Source organism: Streptosporangium sp. OZ121 (assembly GCF_051918885.1).
Classification (GTDB): domain Bacteria; phylum Actinomycetota; class Actinomycetes; order Streptosporangiales; family Streptosporangiaceae; genus Streptosporangium.
Genome location: NZ_JBPXMC010000026.1, coordinates 65,465 through 77,317, shown reverse-complemented (window position 1 = coordinate 77,317; position 11,853 = coordinate 65,465). Strand labels below are relative to the sequence as shown.

The window sequence follows — 11,853 nt, the reverse complement described above, 5'->3', positions numbered from 1 at the left end:
GCTCGCCCTACCGACGAACGAGCCCGGCGCCAACGGACACCCCGGGGCTACGAACCGGTGACCTCGGCGAGCCGGCGGCCGAGGTAGCGGCGTTCGGTGTCGGTCGCCGCCAGCTCCAGCGCCTCGCGGTAGGCGTCCGCGGCCTCCGCGGCGCGGCCCAGGCGGCGCAGCAGGTCGGCCCGGGTCGCCGGCAGCAGGTGGTATCCGGCCAGCGCCCCCGAATCCCGCAGCGCCTCCACCAGCTCCAGCCCCGCGGCCGGCCCTGCGGCCATCCCCACCGCCACCGCCCGGTTCAGCTCCACCACCGCGGACGGCGTGAACCGCGCGAGCTGCCCGTACAGCGCGGCGATCTGGGCCCAGTCGGTGCCGGCCGCCTCGGTCGCGGTGGCGTGGCAGGCGGCGATGGCGGCCTGCACCTGGTACGGGCCAGGGTGGCCGCGGCGCAGGGCTCGGCCGAGCAGCTCCTCGCCCTCGGTGATCGCGGCGGTGTCCCACAGGGCGCGGTCCTGCTCCTCCAGGGTGACCAGGTCACCGGCCGCGTCGAGCCGGGTGGCGCTGCGGGCGTCGTGCAGCAGCATCAGCGCCAGCAGCCCCGCCGCCTCCGGTTCGTCGGGCATCAGCCCCGCCAGGACGCGGGCCAGCCGGATCGCCTCGGCGCTGAGGTCGCGCCGCAGCAGGTCGGTGCCCGCCGTGGCCGAGTACCCCTCGCTGAACAGCAGGTAAAGCACGGCCAGCACGGCGGGCACGCGCTCGGGCAGCAGGTGCGCGGGCGGCACCCGGTACGGGATCCCGGCGTGCCGGATCTTCTGCTTGGCCCGCAGCAGCCGCTTGGACATCGTCTGCTCACCGACCAGGAACGCCCGGGCGATCTCCGCGGTCGTCAGCCCGGCCAGGGTGCGCAGGGTGAGCGCGACCCGGGCCTCCAGGGCCAGCGCCGGGTGGCAGCAGGTGAAGATCAGCCGCAGCCGGTCGTCCGGCACGCCGTCGTCCTCCCACACCGGTCCGGGTTCGTACGACATCGCGGCCACCTCTCGCAGTTTGGCGGCGCCGACCGCCTCGCGGCGCAACCTGTCGACGGCCCGGTTGCGCGCGACCGTGGTGAGCCACGCGCCGGGCCTGCGCGGAACCCCGTCCTCGGGCCAGCGCCGCAGGGCCAGCGCGAAGGCGTCCTGCGCGCACTCCTCGGCGAGGTCCCAGTCGCCGGTGACCCGGATCAGGGTCGCCACGACCTGCCCCCACTCGTCCCGGAACGCCTGGGCGACCGCCGCCTCGACCTCCGTCGTCGCTCCGGCCCCCGTCACACCGGCCCCCGTCACTCCGCGCCCGGTCACGACGGCAGGAGCGGCCGGATCTCGATCGAGCCGTAGCCGGAGGCCGGGTGCTTCGAGGCGATCTCGATGGCCTCGTCGAGATCGGCGCACTCGATCATGCAGAACCCGCCCATCTGCTCCCTGGTCTCGGCGAACGGGCCGTCGGAGAGCAGGACCGCGTCGTCGCGCACCCGCACGGTCGTGGCGTCGGCCGGTGGCCGCAGCCCGACGCCGCCCCGCAGCACCCCGCGGCGTTCCATCTCCTGCGACCATCCGCCGCAGCCGTCCATGGCGTGGGCCGCCGCGGACTCGTCACCGCAGATCAACAGCATGTACTTCACGCGTCCTCCTTCTCGGGGCCCTTCGCGGGCCGCCCCCATGGTGCCTTTTCACCGACCCGACGAACAGGAGCACCGGGAAAGGACGCCGTCGCTCAGGATTTCTCGCCCGCCTGGGCCCGGGCGGTCCTGCCCGCCTCCAGGCGTTCCCGCTGGGGCACCACCGTGTACTTGAGGTCGGCGGCCGAGGCCTTGCCCGCGGCCAGGACACCGAAGCGGGTGCAGACGGCACCGGCGGTGAGGGCGAGGGCGGACAGCGCGGTGAGGGCACGTCCGCGCCCGGCGACCGTGGCGAGCAGGGCGCCGCCCACCGTGAGGGCGCGGGCCGTCCGCATCAGGCGGCCCGGCCCGCCCCGCCGGTACGGCTCGCCGACCAGGCCGAGCCGGTGCTCCATCACCGCGCCCGCGACCGTCTCGACGACGGCGCCCAGCACCGCGGTGACGCGGGCCGGGCCCGCCTCGCGGCGCGGGGTGGTCAGCATGCCCGCGGCGCCCGCCCCGGCCAGCGCGCTCCCGGCGAACAGGAAAGGCAGCTCGCGGTGGGCCTCGTGCCAGGCGGGCACCGCGGTGTCGGCGACGAGCACGGCGGTGTACGTCGACATCAGCGGCCCGGTCACCACCGCCGCCAGGGCGGCCGCGTCACCGAGGGCGGCCAGGACACGGGCGCCCCTCACCGGAAGAATGGGGATCCGCTGGCCCGCCCAGGCGGGAATCCGCAGCCCGGATCGAACGGGGACCCGCGGGCCGGACCGAACGGGGACCCGCAGACCGGACCGGCCGGAAATCCGCGAGACGGACCGGTAGGGAATCCGCTGACCGCCCCAATCGGGAATCCCCGCGACAGACCGGTCGGGAACCCGCGGGAAGGACCGCCCGGCGACGAGCGCGGAGGCGGCCGCGAGGGCCGTCAGGCCGCTGTGGGCGGCCAGGAGCCAGGAGCCGACGCTCATCGGCGAGGTGGGCTTGAACACGCGCAGCATGTTGAGGAACCGCTCCGGCCTGCCGAGCTCGGCGACCAGGAAACCGGCACCGGCCGCGGCACCGGCGGCCGCGGTCACCCTGGCGGTGAGCGCGAGCCGGTCATGCCCGGTGAGCGTCGCCACGGCGGAGATCACCGACGCGGCACCGGATGTTCCGCCCAGGTAGAGGTAGAGCGGCATGTGGGGTTCGTGCCAGATCGGGGCCTTGATGATCGGCTGCCCGTAGTAGGAGCGGAACTCGGCCTCGGGCACCATCGCCTCCTCGCCGCGCCTCACCACGACCACCCCCGCCCCTGTTCCCGTCCCCCTGCGCGGCCGTCGAACGGACGCGTCACCGATATCTCCCCGCCCCCGGCGAGAAGACCCCGGCCGGGAGGGATCCCGTACCCGCCCATCACCGGCCCTTTCCCGCGCCCAGGAAGGACACCGCCACCACTGCGGCCATGGAGAGCGCCGCCCCGGCCGCCCAGCGCCACATGGCGGGCAGATCCCTGGTGGTGACCACCGGGTCGGGCGGCAGGCCGTACACCTCGGGCTCGTCGAGCAACAGGAAGAAGGCCCCGTCCCCGCCCACGCCGTCGTCGGGGCTCGCCCCGTACAGGCGGGCCTGCGGCCTGCCCTCGCCGTGCAGCCGTTCCACCCGTTCCTCGGCGCGAGCCCGCAGCTCGTCCAGCGGCCCGAACTGGATGGAGTCGGTGGGACAGGCCTTGGCGCAGGCCGGTTCCAGCCCGCCGAGCTGGCGGTCGTAGCACATCGTGCACTTGAACGCCCGGCCGTCGCGCTCCCTGCGGTCGATCACGCCGTACGGGCAGGCGGGCACGCAGTAGCCGCAGCCGTTGCAGACGTCGGCCTGCACCACCACCGTGCCGAACTCGGTGCGAAACAGCGCCCCGGTCGGGCAGACGTCCAGGCAGGCGGCGTGCGTACAGTGCTTGCACACGTCCGACGACATCAGCCATCCCTCGATGCCCTCGCCCCCGTCTCCGCCGTTCCCGCCGCCCGGCTGCTCGATGAAGGCCACGTGGCGCCAGGTGTCGGCCCCCAGGCCGCCGGTGTTGTCGTAGGAGGTGGCGCGGAAGACGAACCCGTCGTCGGGGACGTCGTTCCACTCCTTGCAGGCGACCTCGCAGGCCTTGCACCCGATGCAGATGCTCGTGTCGGTGAAGAACCCCATCCGCTCAGCCATCGCGGTACTCCTCGATCAGGTCGAGCAGCGCCCCGCCCACGGGGCGCCTGCCGGGCCGCAGGTCGCAGGTCATGGCCTTGCTCTCCTGGATGTAGACGTTCGGGTCGAGCACGAGGGGCGTCAGGTCGTTGACGGCGTCGCCGGTCACCAGGCCGCCGCTGCCCCAGCCCCAGTGGTAGGGGAGGCCGATCTGGTGGACCGTCCTGCCCTGCAGGCGCAGCGGGCGGACGCGCCCGGTCACCAGGACGCGGGCCTCGATCGCCGAACGGGACGTCACGATCGTCGCCCAGCCCCCGTTGACCAGCCCCAGCTCGGCGGCGAGCGCCGTCGACACCTCGCAGAACAGCGCCGGCTGCAGCTCGGCGAGGTAGGCCAGCGGCCGGCTCATGCTCCCCGCGGTGTGGTGCTCGGTGAGCCGGTAGGTCGTGAGCACGTACGGGAAGCGCGCCGAGCCCGGCGGGTTGTAGGGACTCTCGGGACGCCGGTAGGTCCGGCGCGCCGGGTTGGCCCGCTGCCCGTACAGCGTGTTGCGCACCGGCGACTCGTGCGGCTCGTAGTGGGCGGGCAGCGGGCCGTCCGCCAGGCCCGCAGGGGCGAACAGCCAGCCCTTGCCGTCGGGCTGCATGATGAACGGGTCGGTCCCGGCCAGCGCGGCCTCGGCCAGGGCACCCTCGGGCGGCAGGTAGCCGGGCGGCTTGTCCCTCTCGAAGTCCGGCACGTCGAGACCGGTCCACTCCCCCCTCTCTCCCTTGTCGGGGTCCCACCACACGTAGGCCTTGCGCTCGCTCCACGGGCGGCCCTCGGGGTCGGCGGAGGCCCGGTTGTACAAAAGGCGCCGGTTCGCGGGCCAGGCCCAGCCCCATTCGGGCGCGACCCTGCTCTGCTCGCCGGCGGGCCTGCGCCGGGCCGCCTGGTTGACCTCCTCGGCGTGCACCCCGCAGTAGATCCAGCAGCCGCACCGGGTGGAGCCGTCGGGCTCGAGCTCGGTGTAGGCCGACAGGGCCCGCCCGTCGGGGCCGGTGCCGTTGATCTCGCGCAGCACGGCCCGCGCCGACGGCTCGGCGTGCTCGCCCTCCTCGGGGTAGTCCCAGGTCAGCTCGCGGACGGGCCGGTCGATCTCGTCGTCGGTCATCAGCCGCCTGATCCGCTTGCCGAGGTGGTAGTAGAACGACAGGTCGCTGCGGCAGTCGCCCGGCGGCTCCAGCGCCTTCTCCCGCCACTGCAGCAGCCGCTGGGTGTTGGTGAAGGTGCCGTCCTTCTCCACGTGGCTCGCGGCTGGCAGGAAGAACACCTCGGTGGCGATGTCCTCGGTGCGCGTCTCCCCGGTCTCCAGCTCGGGGCCGTCCTTCCAGAACGTGGCCGTCTCCACCAGGGTCAGGTCCCGCACCACCAGCCAGTCGAGGTTGGCCAGGCCCAGGCGCTGGGCCCGGCCGCCCGAGGAGCCGACCGCCGGGTTCTCCCCCACCACGAAGTAGCCCTTCACGGTGCCGTCGATCTGTCCCATCACGGTGGTGAAGTGGCCGTGGTCGCCGGTCAGGCGCGGCAGGTGGTCGAAGCGGAAGTCGTTCTCCTCGGTGGCGGCGTCGCCCCACCACGCCTTGAGCAGGCTCACCATGTAGCAGCGCTTCCTGCCCCAGAAGCCGGTGTCGGCCCCGGTCTTGGCGAGGTAGTCGTCGAGCCCCTCGTGCCGGTGGGCGTGCGGCATCGGCAGGTATCCCGGCAGCAGGTTGAACAGGGTGGGGATGTCGGTGGAGCCCTGGATGCCGGCGTGGCCGCGCAGCGCCATGATGCCGCCGCCGGGGCGGCCGATGTTGCCCAGAAGCAGCTGCAGGATCGAGGCCGTGCGGATGTACTGCGCGCCCACGGTGTGCTGGGTCCAGCCGACCGCGTACGCCCAGGCGGTGGTGCGTTCCCTGCCCGAGTTCGCGGTGATCGCCTCGGCCAGCTCGGCGAAGCTCTCCCGGGAGATGCCGCACAGCTCCGCCACCGTCTCCGGGGTGTAGCGGGCGAAGTGCCGCCGCAGGATCTGGTAGACGCAGCGCGGGTGGCGCAGCGTCGGGTCCGTGGGCGGCCTCGACGGCGCGGCGGCGCCGCCGGAGCCGTACTGCTCGGCGCCCGCCGCCTCGGCGTGCCGGGGCCCGCCCTCCAGCTGCTCGCCGTGCTCGCCCGCGGCGCCGGCCGCCTCCTCCACCCTGCCCTCGCCGCCCTCGTACGCCCAGCTCGACGGGTCGTAGGCGCGCGTCTCGGGGTCGAAGCCGGAGAACAGCCCGTCCAGGTCCTCGGTGTCCCCGAAGTCCTCGGAGATGATCGCCGAGGCGTTGGTGTAGGCCAGCACGTACTCGCGGAAGTCCAGCTCGTTGGCGAGCACGTGGTTGATCAGCGCGCCGAGCAGCACGATGTCGCTTCCCGCGCGGATCGGCAGGTGGCGGTCGGCGATCGCGCTGGTGCGGGTGAAGCGCGGGTCGATGTGGAACACCTTCGCCCCGCGCGCTTTCGCCTCGACCACCCACTGGAACCCCACCGGATGGCATTCGGCCATGTTGGAGCCCTGGATGACGATGCAGTCGGACTCGGCCAGATCCTGCTGGAAGTCCGTGGCACCGCCACGCCCGAAGCTGGCCCCCAGACCGGGGACGGTGGAGGAGTGTCAAATACGGGCCTGGTTCTCCACCTGGATCGCGCCGAGGGCGGTGTAGAGCTTCTTCATCAGGTAGTTCTCTTCGTTGTCCAGCGTCGCCCCGCCCAGGCTCGCGATGCCCAGGGTGCGCCGGACCGTCCTGCCCTCGTACTCCTGCTGCCAGGTCTCCCTGCGGGTCCGCACCACCCGGTCGGCGATCATGTCCATCGCCGTCTCGAGGTCGAGCGATTCCCAGTCGGTGCCGTGCGGCCGCCGGTAGAGGACGCGCGTCCGCCGGCCGGGATGGGTGACCAGTTGCTTGCTCGCCGAGCCCTTGGGGCACAGGCGCCCGCGCGAGATGGGCGAGTCCGGGTCGCCCTCGATCTGGGTGACCCGGCCGTCCTTGACGTAGACCAGCTGGCCGCAGCCGACCGCGCAGTACGGGCAGATCGACCGCGCGACGCTGTCGGCCTCCTCGGTGCGGGGCCGCAGCGCGTCGGTGCGCGCCGAGCGCGCGGCGTCGCCCCTGGCGTCCTCTCCCATGAGCTGCCGGATCACCGGCCAGCGGGAGATCCCTCTCCCCCGTGTCACCTTCGGGGCCTTACCCCGGCTCACCTGCCCTAATCACCTGGCGGGTTCGCAGAGCGCCATCTCGCGGTCCGGCGCGGAGAAGGCCCGGTAGTTCCCCGAGTGGAAGATCAGCGGCTCGCCCTCCTCCCGCCGGAAGTGCTCGACCTCCCCGACGAAGATCAGATGGTCGCCCCCGTCGTAGGTGGCCACCGCGCGGCAGGCGAAGTGGGCGACGGTCCCGGCGAGCACCGGCACCCCGCCCGGGGCGAGACGGGTCTCCACCCCGGCGAACTTGTCGGCCAGCGGCGTGGCGAACCGCCGCGACAGGTGCTCCTGGCCGGCGGCCAGGACGTTGACCGCGAACCGCCCGGCCTGGGCGAAGGCCGGCGCGCTGGGAGCGCGCCGGGACAGGCACCACAGGACCAGCGGCGGGTCGAGCGAGACGGAGGTGAAGGAGTTGACGGTCACGCCCAGCCGGTCACCCCGCGGGGTGGCGGCGGTGACCACCGCCACCCCGGTGGCGAACTGCCCGAGGGCGTCGCGCAGGGATCTCATGACGTCCCCTCACTTCCCGGCCCGGGCCAGGTACTCGACCGCGCCGGCCGGGTCCAGGAACCAGCCGGCGTAGTCGGACGGGTCGTCGAAGCCGTTGACGAAGCGGGAGGCCACCTCGGGCAGCCCGCCCGCGGCGCCGAGGATCTCCAGCACGTGCGGCGGCGGGGGCGCGAGGAGCGCGTTCGTCCAGGTGGTGACGTGCCGGGCGTCCAGCCAGTAGCGCTCGAAGACCCGCTCCATCCACGCCGCGTCGTACGGCCGCTCGCCGCGCTCGAGGATGTCGGACAGGTAGGAGGCCGCGCACTTGGCGGCGTTGTTGGAACCCTGCCCGGTGATCGGGTCGTTGAGCACGACCACGTCCGCCACACCCAGGACCTGGGCGCCCGACGGCAGCGTCGCCACCGGCCTGCGCACGACCGGGGTGAAACGGCCCGACAGGACGCCGCCCTCGTCGGTGAGCTCGACGCCCGCGGCGCGCTCGGCCTCCCACGGCAGGAACGTCTCCAGGATCCGCCTGCTCATCGCCAGGTGCTCGGCGGGCGTGCCGGCGTCCGCCCAGCAGTCCATCGGCCCGCCGGGCACGCCCTCGAACACCATGATCTCGCAGGGGCCGGTGACGGTGAGCGCGGGGAACACGAAGTACTCGCCGACCCCGGGGATGACGTTGAAGCACACCGCGGAGTAGTCGGGCCGCGGCGCGAGGCCGTTGACGTAGGTGAGGGCGAGGGCCCGCTGCGGGGCGCGGTACGGCGAGCGCGGCGCGTCCCGCTCGAAGAGCGAGGCGATCGACCCCTTGCCCGCCGCGACCAGGACCAGGTCGTACTGGGCGGCGTAGTCCTCCAGGTCCTCCACGGTGGCGTCGTGGATGACGATCTTCCCGCCGAGCCGCTCCACCTCGGCCATCCAGGCGGGCATCTTCAGCCGCTGGTCGACCGAGCGGGCGGGGGCGTCGAGCCGCGCGGCCCAGCGGATCGCCGGGTCGCCGCCGGGCCCGGCCACCGCGAACTGGATCCCCTCGATCGGCGGGCAGCCGTCCGCCCACAGATCCAGGCCGAGGTCCCGCTCGTGGCCCAGGGCGGTGCCGAACATGGCCTGGCTGGACATGACCCGGCCGCCCCGGATGTCCTCCGGGGTCCGGTTGGAGACGACGGTGACGTCGTAGCCGTTCCGCAGCAGGCCGAGGGCGAGGTGCAGGCCCGCCTGACCGGCGCCGACGACGAGGATTCTGCGCATGGTGAGGTGTCCTTTCGAAGAGGGTCGGAGAGCTTCGGGGAAGCCTTGGGGAGGCTTCGAGGAAGCGGGGAAACGATCGAGCGGCGCCTGGTGAAAAGGTACGACGGCCGCCGCCGCCCGTGCCATCCGCTCAGCGCGGGTTCCATCCATCTGGCGCGGATTTCCCCAGGCCCCTTCGTGGCGGCGCCGCCCCGATCGGCAATGCGGTTGTCGGCTGGGCGACCATCCCGCTCGCCATCCTGGTTGCCGGTCTCGCCGTCGCCACCACCGTTGATCTTGTCGTTGGCGCTCGCGGTCACCCTCCGGGCTCCCTCTGCTTCTTATCCGGGGAGTTTTTCCGGCGTTAACCCTGCCCCTGCCCGGGGGTTATCCGGGGAGGTCGTATCCAGTCTCCCCGGATAAGCGAACTTATCCGGGGAGTCACGCGGGGTGATTTGGCGAGTGTTCGGTGGCCCCGGATTCGCCGCGTGATTGTTGGCCCCAGTTTGGGATCTTGACTGGTTGTTCTACCAACGTGATGTGGCCCCACCTATTGGGCGGTGGTGAGTGGGTCTGGAGTCGCCCCGGTTCGGTAGACACATCAGGGCTTGCGGCTACGCGGCACTGGTCAGGCCATCGGCGCGGCGACCGTCATCAAGGTCGGCCTGGCGCACCCAGAGGCGGATCGACTGCGCAGAGGGCTCAAACTCCTTGGCGAGTTCCTCCGGCTACCGTCCTGCGCGCACCAGTTCCACCATCTGCCGGCGAAACTCCGGCGGATGGTTGTTCGGCACAGCAGACTCCTTCTTCCGGGAACCAGGGTTCCTCAGGGGTCAGGTGTCCACCAAACCGGGCCAACTCCACTGTGGGTTCCCCGCCATGCGTATTGTTGCGGGGGTCCCACACCGTGCTGAGGCAGTTGTCGTCCTTGTCCTGAATCTGGAAGGGGACGACCGGCCACGACCCCAGGGCGGTGGCCGAGGCCGACGCGGCGGGGATCGCCATCAGCCCCAAGGCCAGCGCCATGGCGCAGAGCAGTCTCGCGAGTTTCGCGACACGCTCCTTCGCTGGTGATATGGCGTGGCGGTGTCGGCCGAGCCCGCGGTGCGGGGCCAGGCGGGCTACGGCGGGTCGCTGGGGTGCGGCCGGTGCGGTCGTGATCGCAGACCTGGACAAGGCGGCCGGCAGGGCGTGCAGGGGGTGGGAAAGACGCGGCATGAGGGGTCATCGCTCCATCGTTCGATGTGACGGACCTCGCCGACGGCATCTGTGCCGTCTCCGTGTTCCCGACCCGGAGGTCCCCTCGCCGTGGGGGTTTTCACTGTGCTCTGAGGATCATGGGGGCATAACACACTAAATCAACCGCTTAGCGTTGTTTTTGGTCTGGAAACTACGGACGAGCCCCCTAGCGGCCCGCAGAATGACAGTGTTGTCGTCTCAGGTCTGACAAGGAGCTTGGTTATGCGCTCAGCACTCCCACGCGCGCTGATGGCGGCGGCCATCGCCCTCGCAGCGGTCCTCGTCCCGGCCGGGCCCGCGTCCGCGGGCATCTGGCAGCTCTCCGACGGCTTCGAACCGGCGTCGAACCCGGCCGCCCGGTGGACGTTCACCGACCAGGGCGACTGCGACATCCCGTACTTCCAGAGCGTCGGGATCGCCTCGCCCCGTACCGGCACCGGCATGGCCGGCCTGCGCGTCAGCAACACCGGCGGGTGGTGCTCGATCAGCCGGACCATCTCCCTCACCCCGGTGCCCGCCCACCCCGGCGCCCGCTGCACCGCGGGCGTCTGGCTGGACCTGCGCAACGCCGCGGCAACCTTCAACCTGGAGGTCATCAACCCGGCCGACTGGACCTACATCGCCCTGAAGACGGTGCCGGTGGACCAGACGGTGGACCCAAGCTGGCGCCTGCACACGGTGAGCTGGACCGCGCAACGCTCCGATGTCGTGCTGCGGCTGACCGTGGCAAAGGCCTTCAACCACCCGTTCGCCCCCCGCGCCGAACTCGACGACGTCGTCGTCCAGTGCGCCTACTGACTGTTCTGGCTCAGTGAAAGTGGCACGCGTCCAGCTCGAAACCCCTTGGCCGTGCCACCTTCATCGAGCCGGGACACGGTTGCCCGGGAGCCCGAACCGAGCGGCGTCCCTGCGGGAGTCGGGCACGGTGCGGCCGACCTCGTGGTGTCGGAGTCGACGCGCGCCCGGATCCGGGACGGCATCGCCGCGAACACCCGCCGGGCCTACCAGCGCCAGGGCCAGGCGTTCGCCGACTGGTGCGCGGCCGAGGTGCGGAGCTCGTTCCCGGCGACCGCGCAGACCTTCGCCGAGTACGCATCATCGCGGTAGCGCGCAGCGGTCGTCGCGTCCTGGAGCGGCGCCGCAGAACCGGGGCCGAACATGACCGCGGTTTCCTAAGCGCTCGCCGGCAAGTCCCCGGACGTCTGGCAGCGGCAGGGGGTCATCACCAGCGTGCGGGTGCTCGCGTCCAGGTGCGCCACGGTCTTGGAGCCCAGGCGGTAGCGGCATCCCAGGACGGCGGCGGCCGCGGAGTCGGACCAGATGCGGTGCTCCCACGCCGGAGGTGGCTCGGTGGGCGGTGGTGGAGGTTCGGCGAGCTCGTGCTCGGCGCCGACCCAGCCCCGGCCGTGACAAAACCGGCACGCGACGCGCAGCCGACCCAGCCGCCGGTCTCCTTCTCCGTCACGTTCGGGGCAGATGATCGGGTCGCTCATCGCCGCCCCGTCCCGGCGCACAAGGTGCACGCCACCCAGACGCCCTGCTTCTTGCTGCTGCCGTTGCGGTCGATCCATTCGCCTCCCGCGCCCAGGCAGGTACCGCAGGTCGGCGCTTCCCGTTGTCCTCGGCCATACCTCGACGCTACGCCGCCATGAGAGCCCCGTCAGGTCCTTCCCGGTCCCCTTGCCCGCTTGCCTCCCTACCGCGAAGCGCGGAGGGTCTTACGACGTAGATTCATTTCCTCGTTTCGGGCCGCGTGGTCGTCGTGGTGGCCCGTAAGGCGGTCGGCGATTGCGGCGGTCAAGGCCACGGGGCGAGCGCAGCGAGAACCCCGGGGCCTTGAGGGCCG

10 protein-coding genes are annotated in these 11,853 nt (G+C 72.4%); 2 read left to right on the top strand and 8 right to left on the bottom strand.

Going from position 1 to position 11,853, the window contains the following annotated elements:
• Positions 1 to 47: 47 nt before the first annotated feature.
• The 7 genes from ACTOQ1_RS33305 to ACTOQ1_RS33275 form a co-directional block, all read right to left on the bottom strand.
• The gene (locus ACTOQ1_RS33305; RefSeq protein ID WP_440071941.1) at positions 48 to 1,331 is read right to left on the bottom strand and encodes an RNA polymerase sigma factor; all 1,284 of its coding nucleotides are present in this window, start codon (positions 1,329 to 1,331) and stop codon (positions 48 to 50) included.
• A complete protein-coding gene (locus tag ACTOQ1_RS33300) occupies positions 1,328 to 1,642 on the bottom strand; it encodes a YciI family protein (protein ID WP_440071990.1) in 315 nt (104 codons plus the stop codon). The genes ACTOQ1_RS33305 and ACTOQ1_RS33300 overlap by 4 nt, the downstream gene beginning before the upstream one ends.
• 101 nt (positions 1,643 to 1,743) lie before the next feature.
• Complete coding sequence (nrfD, locus tag ACTOQ1_RS33295) at positions 1,744 to 2,904, bottom strand: NrfD/PsrC family molybdoenzyme membrane anchor subunit (RefSeq protein WP_440071940.1); 1,161 nt, start codon at positions 2,902 to 2,904, stop codon at positions 1,744 to 1,746.
• 118 nt (positions 2,905 to 3,022) lie between these two features.
• On the bottom strand, positions 3,023 to 3,814 hold the full coding sequence (locus ACTOQ1_RS33290) for a 4Fe-4S dicluster domain-containing protein (protein ID WP_440071939.1): 792 nt from the start codon (positions 3,812 to 3,814) through the stop codon (positions 3,023 to 3,025).
• On the bottom strand, positions 3,807 to 6,974 hold the full coding sequence (gene fdh / locus ACTOQ1_RS33285; RefSeq protein WP_440071989.1) for a formate dehydrogenase: 3,168 nt from the start codon (positions 6,972 to 6,974) through the stop codon (positions 3,807 to 3,809). The genes ACTOQ1_RS33290 and fdh overlap by 8 nt, the downstream gene beginning before the upstream one ends.
• Positions 6,975 to 7,055: 81 nt before the next feature.
• Entirely contained in the window at positions 7,056 to 7,556 is a 501-nt protein-coding gene (locus ACTOQ1_RS33280; protein ID WP_440071938.1) for a flavin reductase family protein, read from the bottom strand.
• Between the two features lie 9 nt (positions 7,557 to 7,565).
• Positions 7,566 to 8,789 (bottom strand): styrene monooxygenase/indole monooxygenase family protein, encoded by a 1,224-nt coding sequence (locus tag ACTOQ1_RS33275; RefSeq protein WP_440071937.1) that lies wholly within the window; start codon positions 8,787 to 8,789, stop codon positions 7,566 to 7,568.
• A 1,440-nt stretch (positions 8,790 to 10,229) separates the two neighbouring features.
• Between ACTOQ1_RS33275 and ACTOQ1_RS33270 the strand changes: the two genes are divergently transcribed.
• Together ACTOQ1_RS33270 and ACTOQ1_RS33265 are read left to right on the top strand one after the other, a co-directional pair.
• Positions 10,230 to 10,805 (top strand): hypothetical protein, encoded by a 576-nt coding sequence (locus tag ACTOQ1_RS33270; protein ID WP_440071936.1) that lies wholly within the window; start codon positions 10,230 to 10,232, stop codon positions 10,803 to 10,805.
• Between the two features lie 144 nt (positions 10,806 to 10,949).
• Positions 10,950 to 11,114: a hypothetical protein gene (locus tag ACTOQ1_RS33265; RefSeq protein WP_440071935.1), complete on the top strand. Its 165-nt coding sequence runs from the start codon at positions 10,950 to 10,952 to the stop codon at positions 11,112 to 11,114.
• 65 nt (positions 11,115 to 11,179) lie between these two features.
• On the opposite strand, the gene ACTOQ1_RS33260 is transcribed toward ACTOQ1_RS33265, so the two are convergent.
• Positions 11,180 to 11,500, bottom strand: a complete 321-nt coding sequence (locus tag ACTOQ1_RS33260) for a hypothetical protein (protein ID WP_440071934.1) — start codon at positions 11,498 to 11,500, stop codon at positions 11,180 to 11,182.
• Positions 11,501 to 11,853: the final 353 nt, after the last annotated feature.

Bases quoted from the DNA above. Each gene is read 5' to 3' on its own strand.
- ACTOQ1_RS33260 (WP_440071934.1), bottom strand. From the start codon at position 11,500: ATGAGCGACCCGATCATCTGCCCCGAACGTGACGGAGAAGGAGACCGG.
- ACTOQ1_RS33300 (WP_440071990.1), bottom strand. From the start codon at position 1,642: ATGCTGTTGATCTGCGGTGACGAGTCCGCGGCGGCCCACGCCATGGAC.
- ACTOQ1_RS33280 (WP_440071938.1), bottom strand. From the start codon at position 7,556: ATGAGATCCCTGCGCGACGCCCTCGGGCAGTTCGCCACCGGGGTGGCG.
- ACTOQ1_RS33270 (WP_440071936.1), top strand. From the start codon at position 10,230: ATGCGCTCAGCACTCCCACGCGCGCTGATGGCGGCGGCCATCGCCCTC.
- ACTOQ1_RS33290 (WP_440071939.1), bottom strand. From the start codon at position 3,814: ATGGCTGAGCGGATGGGGTTCTTCACCGACACGAGCATCTGCATCGGG.
- ACTOQ1_RS33275 (WP_440071937.1), bottom strand. From the start codon at position 8,789: ATGCGCAGAATCCTCGTCGTCGGCGCCGGTCAGGCGGGCCTGCACCTC.